The organism is Paenibacillus artemisiicola (assembly GCF_017652985.1).
GTDB classification, from domain to species: Bacteria; Bacillota; Bacilli; order Paenibacillales; family Paenibacillaceae; genus Paenibacillus_Z; species Paenibacillus_Z artemisiicola.
Window position 1 is genome coordinate 346288 of record NZ_JAGGDJ010000002.1, and the last position, 23026, is coordinate 369313.

Annotated in this window: 20 protein-coding genes; 14 read left to right on the forward strand and 6 right to left on the reverse strand. The window is 59.9% G+C overall.

Annotation, left to right across the window (positions count from 1 at the left end; all coding sequences use genetic code 11):
- The first annotated feature begins 6 nt into the window (after positions 1-6).
- On the forward strand, positions 7-2232 hold the full coding sequence (locus I8J29_RS04820) for an SfnB family sulfur acquisition oxidoreductase (RefSeq protein WP_208846528.1): 2226 nt from the start codon (positions 7-9) through the stop codon (positions 2230-2232).
- Between the two features lie 22 nt (positions 2233-2254).
- Positions 2255-3625: an LLM class flavin-dependent oxidoreductase gene (locus tag I8J29_RS04825; protein ID WP_208846529.1), complete on the forward strand. Its 1371-nt coding sequence runs from the start codon at positions 2255-2257 to the stop codon at positions 3623-3625.
- Positions 3626-3732: 107 nt separating this feature from the next.
- On the opposite strand, the gene I8J29_RS04830 is transcribed toward I8J29_RS04825, so the two are convergent.
- A complete protein-coding gene (locus tag I8J29_RS04830) occupies positions 3733-5667 on the reverse strand; it encodes a glycosyl hydrolase family 18 protein (protein ID WP_338113043.1) in 1935 nt (644 codons plus the stop codon).
- 261 nt (positions 5668-5928) lie between these two features.
- Positions 5929-6582, reverse strand: coding sequence for a TetR/AcrR family transcriptional regulator (locus I8J29_RS04835; RefSeq protein ID WP_208846531.1), 654 nt, complete (start codon positions 6580-6582; stop codon positions 5929-5931).
- Between the two features lie 177 nt (positions 6583-6759).
- Between I8J29_RS04835 and I8J29_RS04840 the strand changes: the two genes are divergently transcribed.
- Both I8J29_RS04840 and I8J29_RS04845 read left to right on the forward strand, forming a co-directional pair.
- Positions 6760-7479, forward strand: coding sequence for a DsbA family oxidoreductase (locus I8J29_RS04840; protein WP_208846532.1), 720 nt, complete (start codon positions 6760-6762; stop codon positions 7477-7479).
- An 83-nt stretch (positions 7480-7562) separates the two neighbouring features.
- Positions 7563-8684, forward strand: a complete 1122-nt coding sequence (locus I8J29_RS04845) for an NADH-dependent flavin oxidoreductase (RefSeq protein ID WP_208846739.1) — start codon at positions 7563-7565, stop codon at positions 8682-8684.
- Positions 8685-8848: 164 nt separating this feature from the next.
- Here I8J29_RS04845 and I8J29_RS04850 read toward each other — a convergent pair whose 3' ends face one another.
- Positions 8849-10315: an extracellular solute-binding protein gene (locus I8J29_RS04850; RefSeq protein ID WP_208846533.1), complete on the reverse strand. Its 1467-nt coding sequence runs from the start codon at positions 10313-10315 to the stop codon at positions 8849-8851.
- 219 nt (positions 10316-10534) lie between these two features.
- Positions 10535-11134 carry a YjgB family protein gene (locus I8J29_RS04855; protein ID WP_208846534.1) on the reverse strand — a complete coding sequence of 200 codons (600 nt, stop codon included), beginning with the start codon at positions 11132-11134 and terminating at the stop codon, positions 10535-10537.
- A gap of 258 nt (positions 11135-11392) precedes the next feature.
- Here I8J29_RS04855 and I8J29_RS34145 point away from each other — a divergent pair, with 258 nt between their 5' ends.
- The 8 genes from I8J29_RS34145 to I8J29_RS04890 all read left to right on the forward strand — a co-directional run bounded on the left by I8J29_RS34145 (position 11393) and on the right by I8J29_RS04890 (position 17749).
- Positions 11393-11515, forward strand: a complete 123-nt coding sequence (locus I8J29_RS34145; protein ID WP_276316245.1) for a hypothetical protein — start codon at positions 11393-11395, stop codon at positions 11513-11515.
- A 42-nt stretch (positions 11516-11557) separates the two neighbouring features.
- Positions 11558-11851 (forward strand): phytanoyl-CoA dioxygenase family protein, encoded by a 294-nt coding sequence (locus tag I8J29_RS04860; RefSeq protein WP_208846740.1) that lies wholly within the window; start codon positions 11558-11560, stop codon positions 11849-11851.
- 241 nt (positions 11852-12092) lie between these two features.
- Entirely contained in the window at positions 12093-12494 is a 402-nt protein-coding gene (locus I8J29_RS04865; RefSeq protein ID WP_208846535.1) for an Rrf2 family transcriptional regulator, read from the forward strand.
- 109 nt (positions 12495-12603) lie between these two features.
- Positions 12604-14043 carry a DHA2 family efflux MFS transporter permease subunit gene (locus I8J29_RS04870; protein ID WP_240545933.1) on the forward strand — a complete coding sequence of 480 codons (1440 nt, stop codon included), beginning with the start codon at positions 12604-12606 and terminating at the stop codon, positions 14041-14043.
- 292 nt (positions 14044-14335) lie between these two features.
- Positions 14336-15085, forward strand: a complete 750-nt coding sequence (locus I8J29_RS04875; RefSeq protein WP_208846537.1) for an SDR family NAD(P)-dependent oxidoreductase — start codon at positions 14336-14338, stop codon at positions 15083-15085.
- Between the two features lie 342 nt (positions 15086-15427).
- Positions 15428-15751 carry an NIPSNAP family protein gene (locus I8J29_RS04880; protein ID WP_208846538.1) on the forward strand — a complete coding sequence of 108 codons (324 nt, stop codon included), beginning with the start codon at positions 15428-15430 and terminating at the stop codon, positions 15749-15751.
- A gap of 31 nt (positions 15752-15782) precedes the next feature.
- Complete coding sequence (locus I8J29_RS04885) at positions 15783-16733, forward strand: aldo/keto reductase (RefSeq protein ID WP_208846539.1); 951 nt, start codon at positions 15783-15785, stop codon at positions 16731-16733.
- Positions 16734-16774: 41 nt separating this feature from the next.
- On the forward strand, positions 16775-17749 hold the full coding sequence (locus tag I8J29_RS04890; RefSeq protein ID WP_208846540.1) for an aldo/keto reductase: 975 nt from the start codon (positions 16775-16777) through the stop codon (positions 17747-17749).
- A 141-nt stretch (positions 17750-17890) separates the two neighbouring features.
- On the opposite strand, the gene I8J29_RS04895 is transcribed toward I8J29_RS04890, so the two are convergent.
- Complete coding sequence (locus tag I8J29_RS04895) at positions 17891-18145, reverse strand: transporter (RefSeq protein WP_208846541.1); 255 nt, start codon at positions 18143-18145, stop codon at positions 17891-17893.
- A gap of 232 nt (positions 18146-18377) precedes the next feature.
- Here I8J29_RS04895 and I8J29_RS04900 point away from each other — a divergent pair, with 232 nt between their 5' ends.
- Positions 18378-19475: a CapA family protein gene (locus I8J29_RS04900; RefSeq protein WP_208846542.1), complete on the forward strand. Its 1098-nt coding sequence runs from the start codon at positions 18378-18380 to the stop codon at positions 19473-19475.
- Positions 19476-19587: 112 nt separating this feature from the next.
- On the opposite strand, the gene I8J29_RS04905 is transcribed toward I8J29_RS04900, so the two are convergent.
- Positions 19588-20337 carry an IclR family transcriptional regulator gene (locus I8J29_RS04905; protein ID WP_208846543.1) on the reverse strand — a complete coding sequence of 250 codons (750 nt, stop codon included), beginning with the start codon at positions 20335-20337 and terminating at the stop codon, positions 19588-19590.
- A 276-nt stretch (positions 20338-20613) separates the two neighbouring features.
- On the opposite strand from I8J29_RS04905, the gene I8J29_RS04910 reads away from it, so the two are divergent.
- Positions 20614-22812 carry a malate synthase G gene (locus tag I8J29_RS04910; protein WP_208846544.1) on the forward strand — a complete coding sequence of 733 codons (2199 nt, stop codon included), beginning with the start codon at positions 20614-20616 and terminating at the stop codon, positions 22810-22812.
- The last annotated feature ends 214 nt before the right edge of the window (positions 22813-23026 follow it).

The window sequence follows — 23026 nt, forward strand, 5'->3', positions numbered from 1 at the left end:
ATCAGGATGTCGATTAATCTAGAAGCGCTGTCCGCCGCAGAGCCCGGCGTGCCGCATGGGTTGGCGCTTGCGTACGCGCTTGGGGAACTGCCGATGGATCTTCGCCGACACGGAGTCGCGGCGACCCGGGACTCCGGGTCTTACCGGCTGCTCCGACAACAGGGGCATGACGATTTTCTCGCGTTCGAGGACCCCGTCCGGGCGCTTCGGCGGCTCGCCGCGGGCGAGAGCGTCGCGGTGATCGGTCTTCAGCTGACGGAGCGGCGGCATGCGATCCTCGTGCGTTCGGGGTCCGCGCTGCGTTCCGCGGCGGATCTGAAGGGGGCGGTCATCGGAATCGCGGAGGACGACCCGGCGAAGCTCGGCTTGCGCAAGCGGGAGGCCGCCAAGCAGATCGACGAAGCGCTGCAACAAGCGGGGATATCGGCCGGCCGGCCGGAATTGGCGGAGCTATCGGCCGCGAACGTTCAGGAGGGCGGAGGTACGAGCCGAAGAGCGCTTCAAGCCCTGCTTCGGGGCGAAGCGGATGCCGTGTACGTCGGGCGCGGGGATGCGATCGAAGCCCGAAGATGGCTGGAGGTTCGGGAATTGGAAGATTTCCGCCCCGTCACCCCGGAACTTACGGCGCTGCTCGTAACGGCGCGGTGGCTTCGGGAGGAGCAGGACGCGATAGCACGGATCCTGGGTCATCTCCGCCTGGCCGCGGAATGGGCGATTCGTCATCCGGAAGAAGCGAACCGGCTGGCGGCCGCGCAGCTCGGGGTCGCCGAGCACGCGATCGGCTCCCTGTACTCGGAGCGGCTCCATCGCCAATTCGGCGTTGAAGCGACCGATTCGAAATGGCATCGGTTCGTTCGCCTTCATCAAGAGCTGAAAGCCGGCGGCTGGCTGCAGGGCGAGTTTGCGCTGGATGCCGCGCAGGCGGAGGCGCTCCAGCGCGAGGCCATGGAGCTCGCGGAAAGCGGCGAGCTCGAGCCGCCGCAGCGCGAGCCGCTTTCCCTGTATGCGGAGCGGGATTTGCCGCTTGCTTTCTTTCGCGACCGTCCGCAAGCGCGGCGCTTGCGCAGCGACGAAGAGGCGCTGGAGGCGGCGCGAATCTTCGCGGACGAAATTCGGCCGGGCGCGTCGGACCGCGACCGCGGACGCCGGCTGCCGCTGAAGGAGATGCGGCGGCTGGCCGAGCTGGGCCTGCTCGGGCTGGTCGTGCCCAAAGCCTATGGCGGACCCGAGATTAGCACGCGAACGCTCGTGGATATTTTCAAGCTCATCTCGCACGCCGATGGATCGATCGGCCAAATTCCGCAGAACCATCATTTTTTCGTCAAAACGATTGAATTGATCGGCAGCGAGCAGCAAAAGCGTTTCTTTTTCGGCGAAGCGATGAATGGCGCCCAGTTCGGCAACGGATTAGCGGAACGAAGCCGCGGCGGGGGAGCAAGGAAAATCGCGACGTCTCTTCGCGCATCGGACGGAAACGACGGCGACTACGTGCTTGACGGAAGCAAGTTTTATTCGACGGGCGCGCTCTACGCGCACTGGATTCCCGTCACCGCCTTGAACGAGGCGGAGCAGCGGATGACCGCGTTCGTGCCGCGGCACGCGGCAGGCGTCGCCGTGCTTGACGATTGGTCGGGCATCGGCCAGCGAACGACCGCGAGCGGCAGCGTCGTGCTCCGGAACGTGAAGGTTCCGGGGAAGCACGTGCTGCCGCATTGGCGAATCTTCGAAGGCCCGCAATATTTCTCGGCGTTCGGTCAGATTATGCACGCGGCGATCGATATCGGCATCGCGCGCGCGGCTTTGGAGGATGCCGCGGCTTTCGTGCGGACCCGCACGCGCCCCGCTTACGGCAGCGGCGTCGCGACGGCGGCCGAGGAACCCGATCTGATCCGCCGCTTCGGGGAGCTCGGCATTCGGCTGCAGGCGGCCGAAGCGCTGCTGGACCGCGCCGCCGGCGCGATCGACCTGGCGAAAGCCGACTTGAACGCGCAAACGGCCGGACAGGCGACGCTGACCGTCGACTCGGCGAAGTGGCTCGTGACGGAAACGGCCATCGAGATTACGAACGCGCTCTTCGAAGTCGCCGGCACGTCCTCCATGGACCGCAAATATAATTTTGACCGCCATTGGCGCAACGTTCGCATCCATACCCTTCACGATCCGGCCCGGCTGAAGCTGCATCATGTCGGCAAGTGGTTTTTGAACGGGGTCTACCACGAATATCGCATTTAGGCGAAGGAGGGCGGCACGGGCAATGGGGAAACGAATCATCATGAATGCGTTCGATATGAACGGCGCGATGCACAATTCGCACGGCTTATGGAAGCATCCGGACAGCGAGCGGCATCGCTATACCGAGCTGGCGTATTGGGCGGAGATGGCGAGGCTGCTGGAACGGGGAAGGTTCGACGCTCTGTTCCTTGCGGACGTGGTCGGCATCTACGACGTCTATAAGCAAAGCCGCGATCCCGCCATCCGGGATGCCGTGCAGGTGCCGCTGAACGACCCGGCGCTCATCGTGCCGGCGATGGCCGCCGTGACGGAGCATTTGTCGTTTGCCGTTACCGTTACGACGACCTACGAGCATCCGTATGCGCACGCCAGGCGCTTCTCGACGCTGGATCACCTGACGAACGGCAGAATCGCGTGGAACATCGTAACGTCGTATCTGCCGAATGCCGCGTTGAATCATGGCTTGGACGGGATGATCAAGCACGACGACCGGTACGAATTGGCCGACGAGTTCTTGGAGGTCGTCTATAAGCTCTGGGAAGGCAGCTGGGAAGCGGACGCGGTGGTGCGGGACGTCGTCCGCGGCGTGTACGCGGAACCGGGCAAAGTCCATCGGATCGATCACGAAGGCCGGTTCTTCACGGTTCCCGGACCTCATCTTAGCGAGCCTTCGCCGCAGCGCACGCCGGTCCTATACCAAGCGGGGAGCTCGGAGCGAGGTCGCGACTTCGCGGCCAAGCACGCGGAATGCGTCTTCGTCGGAGGCAATTCCGCGGCTTCGCTCAGGTCGAATATCGAGGCGATCCGGAACCAAGCCGAGCGGTTGGGCCGGGATCCGCGGCGCATCAAGATGTTCACCGGATTGAACGTAGTCGTCGGGAACACGAGAGCCGAAGCGGAAAACAAGCTGAAGGACTATGCCGCTCTCTGGAGCCCGGAGGCGGCGCTTGCCCAATTCGGCGGCTCCAGCGGCTATGATTTGTCGGCGTACGCGCCGGATGAATATCTCGCTTACAAGGCGACCGATCATGGGCAGAGCAGAGCCGCCCAATATACGAAACACGTCCCGAACCGGCTGACGGTGAAGGAAGTCATGGAGCGAATCGGAACGTTGGACCGCCGGCAGGGGCGAATGCTGGTGGGCACGCCGGCCGATATCGCGGATGGCATGCAGGAGCAGTTGGAGGAGACGGGGCTGGACGGCTTCAACCTTGCCCATCTGATCACGCCGGGCAGCTTGCGGGAATTCGTCGACCTTGTCGTTCCCGAGCTTCAGCGCCGGGGAATCTATCAGACCGATTATGAGCCCGGGACCCTGCGAGAGAAGCTCTTCGGTGCGGGGAACCGGCTGCTGCCGAAGGATCATGCCGCCTCGCAATACCGGAGAGGTTAAAACGAGGTTAAACCAGCCCAAGAACGGTAAAGGCAGTTCACCGGAACGGCTCGCGTCCGATACGCGGCCATTCCGGCGAACTGCCTTTGTTTGTCGATTATGGGGCGCTATTTCTGCCGCAGCAGCATCGTCCACATGTCGGGGCTCTCGTAACCGAGTCTCCAGGCCGCGATGCCGGCCAAGCCGTATTTCTTGACGAGGTCGACGCGCGCTTTGACCGTGTCCGGCGTCTCCGCCCAAAAGACATGCTGGTGGCCGTCTTGCTCGTACGTGTACTTCACCTGGTTGGCCGCCGAATCGTATACGCCCGCGGCATGCTCTCGCTTGATCAGTCCGGGCAGAGCGGCCATGGTTATCGCTTTGCTGCTTAACAGCTTGCCGTCCGCATCCAGCGTCCAGTCTCTGACGTAGAAGGGGATGCCGAGCATCAGCTTGCTTGCCGGGACGCCGTAAGCCAAATAGTTTTTGATGCCTTGCTCGGCCCAGGGCAGCTGGGCGACCGAGCCGGCTTCCTCGCTGCCGCGCCAATGCTGGTCGTAGGCCATGATGACGACCGTATCGACGATTTCGCCAAGCTTGGCACGATCGTACGCGGAGTAGATGTCCCATTTGACGTCCCCGCGCGGCAGATCGATCGATACCGTCAGCTTATTCCGATGCGCGGCCTCGGTTAAATCGCGAACGAACGACGTATACAGCATCTTGTCGGCTCCGTCGACCATCTCGAAATCGAGATTCACGCCGGCCGCGCCAAGCGCGGACAGCTTCTTCACGAGCGAAGCGATAAACCGGCTTTGGCCCTCCGGATTGCGGAGAAACGCGCTGGTCAGCGTCTTATCGTTCTGATTATGGACGATCGGCGTCAGCTTCGTCCCGGCTCCTCTCAACGTCTTGACCAGCCCGGGATCGGAATCATCGATCATCGTTCCGTCGGCCGAACCCAACTCGAACCAGTTCGGCGCATCGTAATCGAGTCCTTGCGTCGGCCGCACTTGCGAAAGCACGGTCTGCGTCGTCTGGGTCCCGTTCCAGCCCAAATAGACGAGCTCTTTTGCGTTGCTCCACAGCGTTCGGCCATCGGCCGCAACGACGGCGGAATCGCGGAACCGCGCGGCGTATGCGGCAGCGGCTTTGAGCGTATGGAACGACCGCAGCGGCTTCCCGGATTGCCGTACCGTCAAGTAAGGCACGTTCGTCCACCATTCGCGCCCTTCGCTTTCGATTACGGCGCCGGGAAGCCGCTTGGCGAGCGAGAGCGCTTGGGCGAGACCGTAATACGCCTTCACCGGCTTTCCGTTTTGGAGAACGGCAAAAGCGGGGATATTCGAATAAACGACTGCGTTCGTAGCGGAATTCGACACCGTACTGCCCGGCACCTTCGCGGAAGCCCGAATGGCATCGAGCAGGAACCCGTACTTGAGCGCGCCGGACGGGCCGCCGTTGACATGGACTTCATAGACGGGCGTCTGATCCCGCTGCTCCCGTTCCTGGGCGTCCGACAGATTGTCCCATACCCATTGGTTGGACGATAGCTCGATAATATGTACATTGCCGTACGCAGCGGCCGCTTTCTTGGCTTCGGCAAGCGTAGCGAAGCTCCAATTCGGCAGCGTCCGATCGCCCTGATACATCCTGTAGTCGGCATATACGGCCGAAACCCAGCCTGGCTTCTCCAAGTCGCGGATTTGGGAGAAGGGCTGCTTAGCCGCGAACGCTTGGGCTTCCGCAAGCGTCTTGAACTCGCAAGCCGCCGTCGAGAACCCGTTCGCGTACACCTTATAACGAGGGAAATCGTCCCAGATCCACAGACGATCGGCGGTCTTCTCGACGTGGCTGTAGGCGAACGAGCGCGCGTACGCGATCGCGCCGGCGGCGGATGAAAACTCTTGCAGCGCTTTGTCGTTCTGGTAGACGCGGTATTTCGTCATGTTGTCGATCCCGGCGCTTTCGGCATTCGCCGTCGCCGTGATGCCCAGTCCGGTCTGTACGACTAAGAAGGCAGCCGTCAGCGCCGTCCATGTTGTGATGCGAATGAAAATCACTCCTCCTCTAACCATGCTAGCAAGTGTGTACGCGGCGAAAGGGCTTGAGTTGCGCTGAAACGACATATTCCGACAAAAATCCAGAAATTGGCTGGCCTCGATTAAGGTTGCAATTAAGGACAATAGATAAGAAAAATCCCCTCCGGCCGGCAGCGGAGAGGGCATCGATTCGATGTCCGATCGTTGCCGGCCAAGAGGGGATTTTTCCTTTACACGCGTGGAATGTCATGATCGTTACGGGCTATAAGTTCGAAGATTCCGTCAAACGGGGCCGGAATCTCTCGCGATCGCGTGCATGGCAGCCGCCCCGGCCCGATTGAAGTGGAGGGAGAAGTTCAGTTCGACCATGTCCTTCAATTGCTTCGCCATTTCCGTCGGCGTTAGGGGCATATTCGTTTGGATCCACCATTCCACCACGCCGACGAATGCCGACGTCATATATTGAACGGCTGCTTCTTGATTTGAAGCCTCGCGCAAAACCTCTTTCTTGAGCCGCTCCGCAATGCCGTTCTTGACCATGGCCACCAGCTGTTCCTTAAAGCAGACCAAGCCTTTGTTGTTCAACATCGAGGCATAAAATACAAAATGCTTCTCCAGATGCCGGAACAGCGGAAGGGGAGATTGAACGATATCCGAACACGGTTCATCCGGATTCGATAACATGCAGTGGGCGACCATCTGACTCAAATGATCCTTGATGCATTGATCAAGCAGATCGTATTTATCCGCGTAATGCAGATACAGCGTTCCCCGGTTAAGATCCGCCTTTTGCGCGATATCGTTGATCGTAATCCGATCGAACGCTTTCTCCGCCATCAATTCGATTAACGCGTTTTGGATGGCTTGCCTCGTTTTGGGAATTCTCCGGTCCGTTTTTGGCACGAAACCACCTCTGCTCTCCAGACGAATGTACAAAAACCGATCGCGTGTTAATTAGTTAACAAAGGGCCGCGATCTACCGATTGCGATCGCGAAGCTTCTCTCTATAATGTAAATCAATACATGTTAATTAATCAACTAACGTTGCTTAATGAGGCGCGCGACATGTAGAAGACGAATGGATCCCTGAAGGGAAGAGAGGCGGGAGAAGCGATGAGAATCGATGTCTGGTCCGATGTGATGTGTCCGCTGTGTTATATTGGCAAAACCAATCTGGATACCGCCATTGAGAGGTTCGACGGCAAAGCGGAGGTGGAGGTCGCGTATAGGCCGTTCCAGCTGTTCCCGAACGCGCCAAGCGGCAGCGGCAAAGGTTATTACGCGTGGACAGCCGAGATCCATGGCGGCGGCATGACCGCCGATTATGTAAAGGAAAGCAATAAGGCAGTCATTGCCATGGCCGAGGCTGTCGGTCTCGAGTACCGACTCGATACGTTGATTCCGTCCAACACGGCCGCTGCCCTTCGCATTGCCTTATACGCGCAAGAGCGGGGCAGCGCGGGGGCGTGGATGGCTCGGGCGTACAAAGCGTATTTTACCGATTCGATGGATATCGGCGACCCCGGCACCTTGGCCAAGCTTGCGGAAGAGAGCGGTCTGGACGGTCAAGCCGTTCTTCATATCCTGTCCGGCGACCGCTATAAAGATGCGGTCAAGCAAGAGCGGCAGCGCGGCGAGAAGCTTGGCATTTCGGGCACGCCGTTCTATGTCTTCGACGACAAGTATGCCGTATCGGGCGTCCGGTCAAGTCAAGCCTTCCTTGAAATTCTTGAACGCGTGCGGAGCGAAGAGCTTTCCCTTGAGATGCTGGAAGCGGGTTCGCAGGACGAAATGCAGGGCGGAGCGTGCGGGGACAACGGTTGCGCCTTATAATCGTCGGTCGCGGGTGAGCGGAGCATGCATGGATGATCGACAAACTAACCTAAAGGAGCCGCCAAAACATGAATAACTCATCCATGAAATCGATTTATGAACCGCTATTCGAGCCCTTCACGCTTCCTTCGGGCGCGCGGCTGAAGAATCGGGTCCTGATGGCCCCGATGACCAACTCGTCCTCGCTCGGGAGCGGCGAAGTGTCGGAACAAGAATTGCTATACTATCGCGAGCGTTCGGGCGGCGTCGGCGCGGTCATTACCGCGAGCAGCCACGTGTCGCCGGAAGGAAAAGCGTTCGTCAACGAAATCGGCGCGGACCGCGACGACTTCATTCCTTCGCTGAAAAAATTGGCGGATACGATCCGCGCGCAAGGGTCTAAAGCCATCTTGCAGCTCTTCCACGCGGGGCGGATGACGACGGCCGAGCTCAATGACGGCCGGCAGCCGGTCAGCGCAAGCCCGGTAGCCGCGGAACGCGAAGGCGCGGCGATACCGAGAGCGCTGACGGAGGAAGAGATCCTAGCCACGGCCGAGGCCTTCGGCGAGGCGGCCCGCAGAGCCGTCCAAGCCGGCTTTGACGGCGTGGAAATTCACGGCGCGAATACGTTTTTGATCCAGCAATTCTTCTCCCCGCATTCCAATCGCCGGACGGACCGTTGGGGAGGAACGCTCGACAACCGAATGGCATTTCCGCTGGCCGTGATCGATCGCGTGAAGCAAGCGGTCGCCGAACATGCGAAGGCGCCGTTCATCATCGGCTACCGGTTATCGCCCGAGGAGAAGCACGAGCCGGGCATCACGATGGAAGACACGCTTCAGCTGGCGGACCGGTTGGCCGAACAGGGGCTCGACTATCTTCATATGTCCGTAAGAGGCTTTTGGGACGGATCGATACGCGATACGGCGGATACGGCGTCCCGGGTCGCGCTCGTACAGGAGCGGGTCGGCGCTCGTCTACCCGTCATCGGGGTTGGCGGCTTATCCTCGCCGGACGACGTGAGGAGGGCGTTGGATTCGGGCGTTCCCTTGCTGAGTTTGGGGCATGCCCTGATCATGGAGCCGAAGTGGGTCGATAAGGTGCGCAGCGGTCGCGAAAGCGACATCCGAACGACGCTGCCGAGAACGGCACAACGCGAGCTGGCCTTGCCGGACCCGCTGTGGGACATGCTCGTGAACACGCCCGGATGGTTTCCCGTCGTGTGAGAATGGAGACCGGCCTCGGCTGAGCAAGAACCCATGACAGAACGCATGACAAGAACCCATTCGTTGCGAACGAATGGGTTATTGCGCTTTCATTCAACCGCGGTCGGCGCGCAGCGCTTGACAGACTCCTTTGCGACGACGGCCCGGTGCGAGCCTAGCTAGCCTCATCCGCCCCAGCCGCCGCCGAAGTAATTGTCGTTCGCGTACGCGTCCGGATTCGCCTTGATCTGCTTCATCAGCGCGGTTCCGCTTGCCTGCCATTCCGCCAGGGCGGCCGCGACCGTCCGCTTCCCGTCGATCGCGTCCTGCAGCAGCGGTCCGCCCAGCTCGTAGGCCGGCGCCAAATTCGGCGTCGCCCAATAGAGCTCCGACCAATCCGCCTGCAGCGCGACGGGACGGCGCGCGTAGAATACCCCCGGATCGTAGCTCGCGCCGTCCCGCGGCTTGATCAGCGACTTGCGGGCCGGCATCCGGTACGTGCTTCGCGCGCCGAGCTTCGACACCTCCAAGCTGTTGTTGTAGCGGACGAACGCCCACGCATCCTGCGGATTGCGGGCTTTCTCGCCGATCGCCGTCAGGCCGTTCAGCGTCAAGCCGCCGCCGATGTCCGGGTTCTCGGGGAAAGCGGGCAGCGGAACGACCTCCCAATCGAGCGCGCGCAGCTTCGGATCCTTCGCGTACGCCTTCGCCGCGAGCAAGTCGCTCAAGTATTCGTAGCCGCCGACCGCCATGGCGACCCGTCCAGCCATGAACAAATCCGCGCCCGTGGCCGAGGCGCTCGCCAAGTCTTCCTGCGACGGCACGACGCGGCCGGCATACAGGCCGGCCACGTCCGTCCAGACGCGATTCCATTGCGGCGTATCGACGGTCATCGTCCATGCCTGTTTGTCGAACAGCTTCAGCTGCAGCAGCATCGCGTAAAGCCGGGCGTCCGCGAACGGATCGGCATTCCAGCGGTCGAAGGACAAGCCGAAGATGCGCCCGTCACCGCTGCCGCTCGCGATTCGCTTGGCCAGCGCCATCACGTCCGGCCAAGCCGACGCTTCGGTCGGAAGCGCCGCCCCCGCGGCGGCGAACAGCGACTTGTTTACGAACAGTCCGCCCGCGTTGAACGACGACGCCAGCGCATACAGGTTGCGATCGTCCGGATCGCGCAGCGCCTCGACGACGTTCGGCACGTAATCGTCCAGGTCGAATCCGTCTTCCTTGATCATCGGATCGAGAGGCGTCAGCAGCCCTTCGCGCGTCAATTGACGGTAATACGTCGCGTCGTCCAGGACCACCGCGTCCACCGGATCCGGACCCGCGAGCAGCCGCTTCAGCGATTCGAAGCGGTCCGGCCGGCTGCGGTCGCCGGCAAGCTCCCGGCCGCGCTGATCGTCCAGATCCACGGCGGGCACGAGCTCGACCTCGATGTCCGGATGCGTCAGCTCGAACGCGTCGGTCCAAGCTTCGCGCTGCCCGGCCTCGTCCGCGTCGCCGGAGGCGATGACGCCTACCCGCAGCACGCGGTGCTCGGCGCTTTCGCCGCCCCCGTCCGCGCAAGCGGCGAGCAGGCTTACCCCGAGCGTCAGTGTGATCGCCGCCGCTGCGGCGCGGCGCCTTCGGCCTGTGCGGCCTTCATTCTTCATGCCATTCCCTCCGCATTCATGGCGCCGGAAGCTCCGCGATTCGTCGCGCGCTCATCCGGCGCCTATCGTCAGCCTGAGTGTAGCGCAGTCGTACGGTAATTAGTATCGATCTGCCTTTCAACAAGCTTACAACGCTGCAAGGTACGTGAAGGCCAAAGAACCCCCCGTTAGCGGAGGGGTTCTCGGATGACGCGATCTTATGGTTCAGCGGATACCCGCTTAGACGTTGGCTTTCGGCGTATAGACGTTAATGTGGGCGATAGCCGACGATTGGCCTTTGGGAGCCGTCTTCGGGCCGACGAATTTCAGTTGGTGACTGCCGGCCGTATAGGTGTAGATTTTGTCGTTTCCGTTGAAGGTGACTGCTTTCGGCATGCCGAGCGCCGCGATGACGGCATTGAACGTGAATTGGCTGAGACCTCTATCCGGGTCGGGCAGCGGGAAATAATAACGAAGATCGTATACGATGCCGGTCTTGCTGCTGATCCCGAGATCGTACGCGCCTTTGCCCATGCTGAAATCATACCGTTCGTAACCATGGCCCAAGCTTTCCGAAGCCCCCCAAAGCTTGTGAACCTCTTTGATGTTCGTTTTTCCGGATACGAAGCCGCTGCCTTGCACCTTGCCTTGCTTCGCCAGCGCTAGAATATCCTTGATCCTTCCGCTATCTTTTGTCGTAGCGGCTTGCGCGGCGGTCTTCGCCGAGTTAGCCGCATGAGCCGGAATGACGGAAGCCAGCGTACCGAGCGAAATCACGGCGGCAGCGATGCCGATTGCGGACCATTTGCGAAGATGTTTGCCGTTTCGTATGCGATTCATATGATGCACCTCGTCAAGTTTTTTAGTAGGGATCCCTTACGGAACTGATCTTAATTCATGCGGAGGGGACAAAAGTTACAATACAGTTAATGCCCGATGACGAAAAGGTAACAAGCGGCACGCGGCAGGCGCCGACAACGAACGTTTTCCGATGAACCCAGACCGGCATCTCCGTCCGCGCATACTTTATTTAGGGATTATTAAAGACGCGGAAGGACGAGTGGAAGCGTGAAATCAAATCGCAAGCGGAGAACGGCATTGGTTAGGAAACGGGCGAAGAACGACATCCGGCAGCCGAAGCGGATCGATTCGAATGTCAACGAGCTGGAATGGCTGAGCGAAGCAAGCCCGCAGGATCAAAGGCGCAGGACGAAGCAATAAGGGGACGAGGCTCGCGTCGAAGCGGCATGGCCGGGGAGCCACCTGCAGCACGAACGGAATTTACGGCTGCATGGGCCGGAGGTGCTGGTCACCGAAGAGAAGTTCGCGAAGGAGTACCAATCGTCGGGCATCGACTACGGGGAGCCCGTGCAGGTGAAGGGCAATCCCGGGGATTTGATCGTCGCGAACTACATGCTGCTGCACAGCGCCGCGTACAACCGCTCGCCGAATATTCGGTACAGCTGCTATTTCCGGGTGGACCACGTGGACCGCGCATCGGACTGGAAGGCGCCGTTAACCGACGCCTGGCTGCATTTCCCGGGCTTGCGCGCGTAGGACGCATGCACCGGGCGTTCATGGCGATGGACGATCCGCCGCGCCACGAACACCCGGTGTAGGTGTTGTTTCGTTTGGCTTTTCGTCCGGCTAATCTATTTCATCTTGAATTATAGATATTAATGATCTATGATAGATGTTATTCTAGCGAGAAAGGAGGTTGACTTGTCCCGTGCTTGACGCTGCTTGTTCATAAACGCTATTATGGATAAATGAAATCAACGAACGAGGGGGTCATCGTATGAAATATTCGAAGGCTACGAATTATGCGCTTCATACCATGCTCTTTCTGGCGGCGGCCACTCCGAACAAACCGGTCGGCGTTCAAAAGCTGGCCGAGAAGCAAGAGGTGTCCCCCACGTATTTATCCAAAATATTAACCAAGCTGGTCAAGGCAGGAATGATCGAATCGGCATCGGGCGCCAACGGAGGCTATAGGTTGAAGCGGAATTGGGAAAACGTTACGTTCCTCGATATTATCCATGCCATCGAGGGAACGGCTTCCTTGTTCGACTGCAGCTTGGACCATGGACCGGATTGCCCGATTCAGCAGGTGGTGCTCGCGGCCGAACAAAAAATGGAAGCGCATTTGCGAAATCAGACCATGGCCGAGCTCGCCCAAACCCATAAGATCGTTTTTTAAGCCCGTCTTTTTTTTATTTTAATTACAGACATAATGTATCTTTAAAGTCTTATTAATGGGACGATTAGGTACAGGTCTCTCATAAGGAGTGGAGAAGATGCAAACCGCAATGGCACAAACCAAGCCAACGCCGCAGCAATCGTATCGGATCATCGCGATCATGGGTTCCTTATTGCTGAGCGCGTTTATCGGCATGTTCAACGAAACGGCGTTAAACGTCGCTTTAAGCGATCTGATCGCGTTATTTCATATCACCGCTTCTACCGCGCAATGGCTGACGACCGGCTATTTGCTGACGCTCGGCATCCTGGTGCCGATATCCGGCCTGCTGCTGCAATGGTTTTCGACCCGGCAGCTGTTCGTCTGCGCGCTCGTCCTGCTGCTGCTCGGCACGCTGGCGGCGGCGCTCGCCCCGGGCTTCGCGATGCTGATGGCGGCGCGGGTCATTCAAGCCGCCGGCGTTGCTTTGCTGCTGCCGCTGATGTTCAATACGGTACTGGTCCTCATACCGGCGGAGAAGAGAGGAGGCGCTTACGGCATCATCGGTCTCGTGCTCGTCGTCGCGCCGGCGATCGGTCCTACCGTGTCGGGTCTGTTGATCGACCGGCTGAATTGGAATTGGATCTTCTGGTTGTCGCTTCCGTTCCTGCTGATCTCCCTGGCGTCCGGATTGCGGTTCATGGAGAATGTGTCCGCCATCACGAAGCCCAAGATCGACGCGGTCTCGCTCGCGATTTCGACGCTTGGCTTCGGCGGGATCGTACTGGCTTTCAGCAGCGCGGGAGACAGCGGCTTCGGCGCGCCCCAGGTTATCGCCGCCATGGCCGTCGGTCTATTGGCGCTTAGTCTCTTCATCGCTCGTCAATGGAGGATGAAGCAGCCGATCATGGATCTGCGGGCCTTCAAGCATCCGATGTTCGCCGTCGGCACGTTCATGATCTTTATCACGTTGGTGGTCATGCTGTCGGCTATGCTCGTCTTGCCGATGTATTTAATCCAAGGGCGCGGTCTCAGCACCTTCTCGGCGGGGCTCGCGTTATTGCCGGGCGGCCTCGTGAACGCCGTTATGCTTCCGATCATGGGCAGGGTCTTCGATAAATTCGGGCCGAGAGGGGTCGTTCCTTCGGGGGCCGTACTCATCCTTGCCGTGCTTGCGTCTCTCTCGGGGATTACGGCCTCTACCCCGCTCGCGCTCATCATCGCGCTGCATGGGTTATTGATGATCGGCATCTCGATGGTATGGATGCCGGCGCAGGCGAACGGGCTGAACGAGCTGCCGCCCGAGCTCTATCCGCACGGGAGCGCGATCATGAACACGCTCCAGCAAATCGCGGGCGCCATCGGAACGGCTGTCGCGATCAGCATCATGACGGCCGGGATGAACGGCTTCATGAAGGATGCGGCCGACCGGGCGGACCCGGCTAACGGCCCGCTCGCTTTGATCGCCGGCATCCAACAGGCGTTTTTGTTTGCCATGATCGTCGCCATCGCCGGCTTGGTCGTCGCGTTCTTCATCAAACGGGTACCCGTGGACAAGCAGCAGGGATAAGGGAGCGAACCGTCGGAGCCAGTATGGTTCAATTGTACAAACGCCGGAGCGACAAGAAGCGCTTCGGCTTTCTTTTTATAACGTATTGTTCCAGCATCGCGCCGCTTTTAACCATCCGCTAAACGGGATTGCATGTACTCGAATGTTCAAGTCGGCGCGCGCCATGGTTCGGTCGAACAATGGGTGGGATTGACACCGATTTATTATTGACTAACTGGTTAGTTAATAATATAGTAGAACCAACCGGTCGCCAGGACGGCCGGACAACACTTACGAAAGAAGGAATCATTCCATGTCCAAAATCGCGATTGTAACCGGCGGCAGCAGAGGGATCGGACGCAGCGCCGTACTTGCGCTGGCCCAACGCGGCATCGATTCGATATTCACCTATAATACCAACGGCGAGGAAGCGCAGAACGTCGCGTCGCTCGTCGAGGAGACCGGCCGTAGAGCGGCTGAGTTGAAGCTGGACGTGAGCACGACCGCTGGATTCGACGCCTTCGTCGCGAGCGTGAAGGACGTATTGGCCTCTTGGGGGCAGGAGCGTTTCGATATTTTGGTGAACAATGCGGGCACTTCGCATCACGGCTCGTTCGCTTCGACCACGGAGGACGAATTGGATGCCTTGTATCGCGTGCACCTCAAAGGCGCGTTCTTCCTCACGCAGAAATTGCTGCCGCTGATCAACGACGGCGGCGACATCGTGAACATTTCGACCGGCTTGACCCGGATCATCGTCGGCAGCGCGCCGTATGCCGCCGTGAAAGGCGCCATCGAAGTCTTGACGAAGTACCAAGCGAAGGAGCTCGGCGCGCGCCGCATCAAAGTCAACGTCGTTGCGCCCGGCGCCGTACAGACCGATTTCAGCGGGGGCATAGTGCGGGATAACCCGCAAATGAACAAAATGGTGTCGGACATGACCGCGCTCGGCCGCCCGGGCTTGCCGGATGACTTAGGCATGATGATCGCGTCGCTCGTCTCCGAAGAGAACCGCTGGGTCAACGCGCAGCGGATCGAAGTTTCCGGCGGCATGGGCATTTGAGGCACTAAGGAGTAGCGACTTTACGTACAACTAGTAGTAACTAACAAGTTAGTCTTTAATGCGCATAAGAGGCAGGCGAGCGGATGCTCGCCTGCCTCTTTCATGAAGAACCGAGCCCTCCGCGAGGCGTGCGGGATCAGGCTTGAAGCGTCCTTAGACCGGCATGCCCCGGAGACTTCGATGCGGTTCGCGTTGACCCGACGGTTCTCTATCCTAGTCTTTGCCTCCGGACTCGCTTCGATAGTTCGCCCGAAGTAACTAGATATAAAAATTTTCACTTCTTCTCATGGCAGGATCCATTATCTATAATCGAAATAGCCAAAGATTGGAGATGGTTGACGAATGATCTATGAATTGCGGATATACAAGCTGTTTCCCGGGAAACTCGATCACATCCGGCGGCGCTTCGCGGATCACACGTTCCGTATTTTCGAACGGTTGGGCATGCAGGTGTGCGACTTTTGGGAGGACATGGAGGACGAGCCCAAGCTTTATTACGTGATGAGATACGAAAGCATGGAAGAACGGGTAAGACAGTGGGAAACGTTCGTTCAGGACGCGGAATGGAACGAGGTCAAGCAAGCATCCGAACAAAGCGGAAAAATCGTCGAACGCGTCGATCAAATCTTTTTGAAACGGGCGGAGTATTTTAATCGCGAGCTTTGAAATTTCGCTTGAAAAGAGAGGAAGGCGACCTATGAAATATCGCAAACTCGGCAAGAACGGCCCTGAAATATCCGTCATCGGTTTCGGATCCTGGGCCATCGGGGGAGCCGGCTGGGCCAGCGCTTGGGGCAATCAGAATGACGGGCTCTCGGCGGAAAGCGTGCGCGCCGCCTTGGACAACGGGATTAATTTCTACGATACCGCGGCCGTATACGGACTGGGTCATTCGGAGGAAGTCATCGGGAAAGCGTTAAAGGGCGACCGCGATAAAGTCGTGCTGGCCACCAAATGCGGGCTCGTCTGGGATGCGAACCACGCCATCTCCAAGAACGGAACCTACGACTCCATCCTCCGCGAAGCGGAAGCGTCGCTGCGCCGCTTGGGAACCGACTACATCGATTTGTATCAAATGCACTGGCCGGACACGGATGCGAACGCCCCCGCGGAAGAGACCATGCGCGCCATGGAAAAGCTGGTCCAGGACGGCAAAGTACGTTACGTAGGCGTCAGCAATTACAACGTTCCTTTGTTGGAAGCGTCGCTATCCGTCAGGCATGTCGATTCTCTGCAGCCGCCTTATTCCATCTTGAGGCCTGCCGTCGAGAAAGAGATTCTGCCGTTTTGTCACGAGCACGGAATCGGAGTCGTGGCGTACAGCCCCTTGACCTCGGGTCTCTTGTCCGGCAATTACACGTACGAAACCACGTTCCCGGAAGGGGATTGGCGTTCCCGCAACGCCGCGCATACCGGAGAAGGCCTCAGGAAGAACGTAGATCGCGTCGAGAAGTTGAAAGGCATCGCCGACCGCTATCGCATCACGCTGCCGCAGCTTGCCGTCGCCTACGATCTGGCCCACCCGGCGTTGACCAGCGCGATCGTCGGCGTTCGGAAACCGAGCCACATCTTGGGCGTGCTGCCGGCCGTAGACGTAGCCTTGGACGAGTCAACGCTTGCCGAGATACGCCGAATAGCCGCCGAATAATGGACGGCGGATGAACGATTACGAACGCGGAGGTGTAACGATTGGAATACAGAACGCTTGGAAAAACGGGCATTCACGTGTCGAGCCTCTGTTTCGGCACGATGTCCTTCGGCGGTAACGCCGACGAACAGACATCGGCTGCCATGTTTCGGCGGTGCTTGGAGACGGGCGTCAATTTCTTCGACACGGCGAATGTATACAACGAAGGCCGTTCGGAAGAAATTCTCGGCAAATTGATTGCCGGCATCCGCGATGAAGTGGTCATCACGTCCAAGGTGTGCATGCCGACGGGGAAGGGCGTGAACGCCAAGGGACTGTCCCGCCGGCATATCATGCTGGAGGCCGAACGGAGTTTGAAGCGATTGAACACGGACCGCCTGGAGCTGTACTTCGTGCATCATTTCGATTCGGCGACGGCGATGGAGGAAACGCTCCGGGCGCTGGACGATCTTCAGGCGCAAGGGAAAATTCTGCATCCCGCCGTCAGCAATTGGGCGGCATGGCAGATCGCCAAGGCGCTCGGCATTTCCGCCAAGGAAAGCCTGGCTCGGTTCGAATGCGTCCAACCGATGTATAACTTGGTCAAGCGACAGGCGGAAGTCGAAATCCTGCCGATGGCGGAATCCGAGCAAATCGGAGTGATTCCGTACAGCCCGCTCGGAGGCGGCTTGCTGACCGGCAAGTACGGAGCCGGCGATGCGGCGGTTCAAGGCCGGCTCGTCGAACAAAAGATGTACGGCCTGCGGTACGGCGACAGCGAATATTACCGAATCGCGGAACGGTTCAGCGACTATGCGCGCGGGCAAGGGCTGCATCCGGCGTCGCTTGCCGTCGCCTGGGTCATGTCTCATCCGTCGGTTACGGCGCCGATCATCGGCGCGCGCAGCATGGAACAGCTCGAGCCTTCCCTCGCGGCGCTGCAAATCCCCATGACGGCGGAATGGCGCCGCGACATTTCCAAGCTTTCGATCGACCCGCCGCCGGCGACGGACCGAAGGGAAGAAGCGCTCCGCTAAATCGTTCGTGAATCGCACGTTGCGCGGAGCTAATCCGCCATGACGAAAAAGGTGAACCCCCGCCGAGGGGCTCACCTTTTTTGACGGGCATCTACGGTATTCGTCGCTGCCATAAGCAGTTCCCGCGTTGCGTATTGGTTGTCAGAACAAGGTCGGGAACGGCGGACACGCGACGGCATCGATGAATCGCGGATCGATGCCGTAGAAGTACCAGTAGGATCCGGTCCATCTAAACCCCGCGACGCCGTCCGCGTCGACGGACGTCGGATAGAACCAGAAGTTATCGCCGGTACGGAGCCATACATAGGTGAATTGATGAAAGCAGTCGATGATGTACGAGACGGCGGGCTTCGGCGGGATGAAGGCGGGCGGGGGGGACTGCGGCGGTTGTCTCATGTATCTTGTATTTCCTGTCGAATCCATCTCATCGCTCCTCGTGCCGATAGCGGCACGTGATTTACGTTCGCATGCCTCTTATCCTACGTAGGTGAATGGCCGCTTGACAGTACGCCTGCCCATGCCTAGCCGCTTTGCTTGCAGGGAACGGCGCTGCCGGTCCGCAAACCAATTCCGCTTCGATGGCATATGGTGGTGTAGGGGATGCTGCCAATTATCGGGGGAGGATGGAATGTCGAAACCAATTGTAATCGCGGCGGTCGGCGATCTGTTGATGAAGCCGCTGATTATTAGACTGCTCCGTACTCGGGGGCAAGCGGCCGGCGCGGACGATCCAAGCGGGACAAACTACGCGTTCGAGCAGATGTTCGAACCCGTTACCCGTTATTTGAAGGATGCGCGTTTGACGATCGGCAATCTGGAAACGACCTTCGCCGGCGGCGAGGATGCGGACTTTAGAACGACGCGGCGCAATCCGAAGAACCGAAACCCGTTGTTCAAGAGCCCGGACGCTTTCGCGCCGGCGCTGTCGGCGGCGGGCTTCGACGTGGTCACGACAGCCAACAACCATTGCGCGGATTACGGGATTCGCGGACTCAAGCGGACGCTCGACGTGCTCGACAAGAACGGCCTCGGCCACGTCGGCACCTACCGGACCGCGGAGGAATCGCGGTCGCTCTGCGTGCGGGTTGTCGACGGCGTCCGTATCGGCCTCTTGTCGTATACGCGGGATACGAACGGCATCGCCGTACCGAAGGGCCAGCCGGCAGGCGTTCAAAAGCTCGCGCGCGCGCGGATCAAGCGCGATATGCAGCGGCTGCGGGCAGCCGCTGATTTCATTATCGTGAGCATGCATTGCGGGTTCGAGTACGATCATAGCCCGGCCGTCCACCAGAAGAAGTGGGTTCAGTTCCTCTTCCGGAACGGCGCGGACGTGGTGCTGGGCTCGCATCCGCATGTCCTCCAGCCGGCTGTCACGCGAACCGTGAAGGACGTCTCGGGGCGAACGAGAAAACGGTTCGCCATCTATTCGCTCGGCAACTTTATCTCTACCCGGCTGCATGGCAAAGACGCGGCGCTGACCGGCATGATCGTCCGGCTGAAGCTGCGAAAGACGAACGGCCAGGTCCGGCTTGCCGGCGTAGAAGGCATCCCGACCTGGGTATGCATCAATAAGAACGGCAAGCCGATGTGCCGCATCGTGGCGCTGCATGAAGCGATCGACAAACCGAATGAATATCCCGAGGAACAGGCGAGACGCATGAAAAGGGCCTACCAAGGCACGCTGCGCATGTATCGGGGGGTACTGCCGTTTCCGAATGACGAATAAGCGTAAAAGCCTGAGAAATCAGGCTTTTTTTATATCTTGCACCTTCGGGCGCCGCTTCGTACCCGTGCCGTCGGGTGCCATCATCGTTACTTTTCTTCATGGCTTCATCGTTTCATCCGCCGGGGGAGAGACGCGCCGCCAAGCCGATCATTTCCTTGAGCGCCGCATCCCGCTTGCCTTCCCAATGATGAACCGGCATGGAGCAGCTAACCGCGGCGGCGGCGGAGCCGGCCGCGCCTTGCACGGGAGCGGCGACGCAGCAGAATCCCATGATGCCTTCCTGAATGTCGGTGGCGTGGCCTTGCAGACGGACCTTCTTCAGTTCTTCGGCAAGCGCTTCGCGGGAGCCGATCGTGTGCACGGTGATTTTGGGCAGCGTCTCCTCGGGGAACAGGCGGCGCAGCTCCGCTTCGTCCATCCCCGACAGCAGCGACTTTCCGAGGCCGGTGGCGTGCGCGGGGAAGCGGGCGCCCGGACCGGACACCATCTGCACGGGACTCGGAGCCGCGACTTTCGCCAGATACAGCGTGTCGGCGCCTTCGAGCACGGCCAGCTGAATCGACTCCTGAAGCCGGTGCATGACCGGTTCGGCCAGCCGGCGGAATTCTTCGATCAGATCGTATTGGCGGAAGAATCCGCTGCCGAACCGGCCGAGCGCGGTGCCGACGGCGTAGGTCTCGTTGCGGTCCCGGCTGACCCACTGCAGCCGCTCCATCGTCTGCAGCAGGGAATAGAGCGTGCTTTTGCTGATATTCAGTTTCTTGGCCAATTCGGACAGCTTCCAGCGGTTCGTTTCGTCGGTGAGCGCCGTCAATACGGCATGCGCGCGGTCCAGAGCGGGAACGCTGTATTTTTGTTCCATGGGGGGATCCATCCTTTCGATCCTACGTTCATAATGGGGGAATTCGTTCGATATGAGGAACATATCCCGATGCTACCATCGGCCGAGAGCGGCGTCAAATGGAGGCGGCAAGGCAACAAAACGGGCATATCGCGCAGGCTATCCCCGAGTATTGACCGTTCGTTGCCGGGGGTGTACACTCGAATTACATTGCGTAATATTGAACGTTGTTCATTATAATGAACAATCTATGACGAGCGGTCTCGGCCCGAGGCAATACCGAAGGAGGAGAATGGATTGCATTATGTCAAAGTGAATCACCTGCAGGTGGCTGCGGAGCTCTACGAGTTCGTGAATGCTAAAGCGCTTCCCGGAAGCGACGTAACGGCAGAGCGATTCTGGTCCGGCTTCGAAGCGCTCGTGCACGATCTGGCTCCCAAGAATCGGGAACTGCTCGCCGAACGGGATCGGCTGCAGCATCGGATCGACGAATGGTACCGGAACCGCGAAGGCGGCTTCGACCTGGCGGCGTACAAGTCGTTCCTGCGCGACATCGGCTATCTGGAACCGGATGCCGGCGACTTCGCGGTCGACACGGACAACGTGGACGACGAGGTCGCGCTGCTGGCGGGGCCGCAGCTGGTCGTGCCCGTGAACAACGCGCGGTATGCCTTGAACGCCGCGAACGCGCGGTGGGGCAGCCTTTACGACGCGCTGTACGGAACGGACGCGATAAGCGAGGAGGACGGGGCGCAGCGAACGAAGGGCTACAATCCGGTCCGCGGCGAGAAGGTCGTCGCCTTCGCGAAGCGGTTCCTTGACGATTCGTTCCCGCTTCGCGAAGGCTCCCACCGGGATGCGGTCGCCTACGTCGTCGTCGACGGCCGCCTGCTCGTCCGATTGGCCGACGGAGCGAAGACCGGATTGACGCGGCCCGAACAGTTCGCGGGCTACCAAGGTTCCGAAGAAGCGCCGACGGCGGTGCTGCTCCGCCATCACGGCCTGCATGCGGAGATTCAGACGGACCGCGGCCACCCCATCGGGCAGGCGGATCCGGCCGGCATCAAGGATATCGTGCTGGAGTCGGCGCTCACGACCATAATGGACTGCGAAGATTCCGTCGCGGCCGTCGACGCCGGGGACAAATTGCAGGTGTACGCGAACTGGCTCGGCTTGATGAAGGGAGATCTGTCCGTCGCGTTCGAGAAGGACGGCCGCGCGCTGACGCGGACGCTGAACGGCGACCGCCTCTACATATCGCCCCAAGGGGAACGGATCAGCCTGAGCGGCCGTTCGCTCTTATTCGTTCGCAACGTCGGGCATTTGATGACGACGAGCGCCGTGCTGGACAAGGACGGCCGGGAAGTGCCGGAGGGCATTCTGGACGCGGCCTTGACGAGCGTCATCGCCAAGCATGCGCTATTGGACCGAGGCCGGCTCCTCCATTCGCGGAAGGGGTCGGTGTACATCGTCAAGCCGAAGATGCACGGCCCGAAGGAAGCCGCGTTCGCGAACGAGCTGTTCGACCGGGTGGAGGACATGCTCGGCATGAAGCGGCATACGCTGAAGATCGGTCTTATGGACGAGGAGCGCCGCACCTCGGTCAATCTGAAGGCGTGCATCCGCGAGGTGAAGCACCGGATCGTGTTCATCAACACCGGATTCCTGGATCGGACCGGAGACGAGATTCATACGTCGATGGAAGCGGGGCCGATGATCCGCAAGAACGACATGAAGTCGTCCCGCTGGCTGCGAAGCTACGAGCAGTCGAACGTGTCCACGGGGCTGCGCTGCGGGATGCAGGACCGCGCCCAGATCGGCAAGGGCATGTGGGCGATGCCGGACCGGATGAACGAGATGCTGCGGCAGAAGATCGCCCATCCGCAGGCCGGTGCCGACACCGCGTGGGTACCTTCGCCGACGGCGGCGACGCTGCATGCGCTGCATTACCATCAGGTCGACGTGCGCGAGGCGCAGAATCGGCTGAAGGAAGCGCCCGCCGCCGATCGGCTTGACGACCTGCTGGATATTCCGGCGGAGCGCCATCCCAACTGGAGTCCAGAGGAGATTCGCCAGGAGCTGGACAACAACGCGCAGGGTATTCTGGGCTACGTCGTTCGCTGGGTGGAGCAAGGCATCGGCTGTTCCAAAGTGCCGGACATCTCGAATGTCGGGCTGATGGAGGATCGGGCGACGCTTCGCATCTCGAGCCAGCATATCGCCAACTGGCTGAGACACGGCATCTGCACCGCAGAGCAGGTGAGGGAGACGATGAAGCGGATGGCCGAGGTGGTGGACCGGCAGAACGCGGGAGATCCGGCATACCGGCCAATGGCACCCGGCTTCGATGATTCCGTGGCGTTCCAGGCCGCATGCGAGCTCGTCTTTGCGGGGGCCGGCCAGCCGAACGGCTATACCGAGCCGATCCTGCACCGCCGCCGCCTCGAGTTCAAGGCCCTGGCGGCCCAGGTCAATCCGACCGCGCAGCATCAGTGAAAAGCATGAATCCTCCTTTGCGGCGCTTGGGCATAGCTCAGGCGAAGGCGAAGGAGTTTTTTTGTTATGGCCGGATGCTTGCCGGTCTAATGGCCTCGAGAGCCAGGCTCGGCCGGTTCGCGTACGATTCCTCGCATCGGTTCACCGGGGAACGGCTCGAAGCGTTCCGATTCGGCTTCGTCTTCAGCCAGGGAGAAATTCGACCGGCGATTAG

Excerpts from the sequence above, each read along its gene's own strand:
- I8J29_RS04900 (WP_208846542.1), top strand. The coding sequence starts at position 18,378 with ATGTCGAAACCAATTGTAATCGCGGCGGTCGGCGATCTGTTGATGAAG.
- I8J29_RS04850 (WP_208846533.1), bottom strand. The coding sequence starts at position 10,315 with ATGAAGAATGAAGGCCGCACAGGCCGAAGGCGCCGCGCCGCAGCGGCG.
- I8J29_RS04870 (WP_240545933.1), top strand. The coding sequence starts at position 12,604 with ATGGCACAAACCAAGCCAACGCCGCAGCAATCGTATCGGATCATCGCG.
- I8J29_RS04895 (WP_208846541.1), bottom strand. The coding sequence starts at position 18,145 with ATGAGACAACCGCCGCAGTCCCCCCCGCCCGCCTTCATCCCGCCGAAG.
- I8J29_RS04905 (WP_208846543.1), bottom strand. The coding sequence starts at position 20,337 with ATGGAACAAAAATACAGCGTTCCCGCTCTGGACCGCGCGCATGCCGTA.
- I8J29_RS04875 (WP_208846537.1), top strand. The coding sequence starts at position 14,336 with ATGTCCAAAATCGCGATTGTAACCGGCGGCAGCAGAGGGATCGGACGC.
- I8J29_RS04885 (WP_208846539.1), top strand. The coding sequence starts at position 15,783 with ATGAAATATCGCAAACTCGGCAAGAACGGCCCTGAAATATCCGTCATC.
- I8J29_RS04840 (WP_208846532.1), top strand. The coding sequence starts at position 6,760 with ATGAGAATCGATGTCTGGTCCGATGTGATGTGTCCGCTGTGTTATATT.
- I8J29_RS04865 (WP_208846535.1), top strand. The coding sequence starts at position 12,093 with ATGAAATATTCGAAGGCTACGAATTATGCGCTTCATACCATGCTCTTT.
- I8J29_RS04855 (WP_208846534.1), bottom strand. The coding sequence starts at position 11,134 with ATGAATCGCATACGAAACGGCAAACATCTTCGCAAATGGTCCGCAATC.
- I8J29_RS04845 (WP_208846739.1), top strand. The coding sequence starts at position 7,563 with ATGAAATCGATTTATGAACCGCTATTCGAGCCCTTCACGCTTCCTTCG.
- I8J29_RS04820 (WP_208846528.1), top strand. The coding sequence starts at position 7 with ATGTCGATTAATCTAGAAGCGCTGTCCGCCGCAGAGCCCGGCGTGCCG.
- I8J29_RS04880 (WP_208846538.1), top strand. The coding sequence starts at position 15,428 with ATGATCTATGAATTGCGGATATACAAGCTGTTTCCCGGGAAACTCGAT.
- I8J29_RS04825 (WP_208846529.1), top strand. The coding sequence starts at position 2,255 with ATGGGGAAACGAATCATCATGAATGCGTTCGATATGAACGGCGCGATG.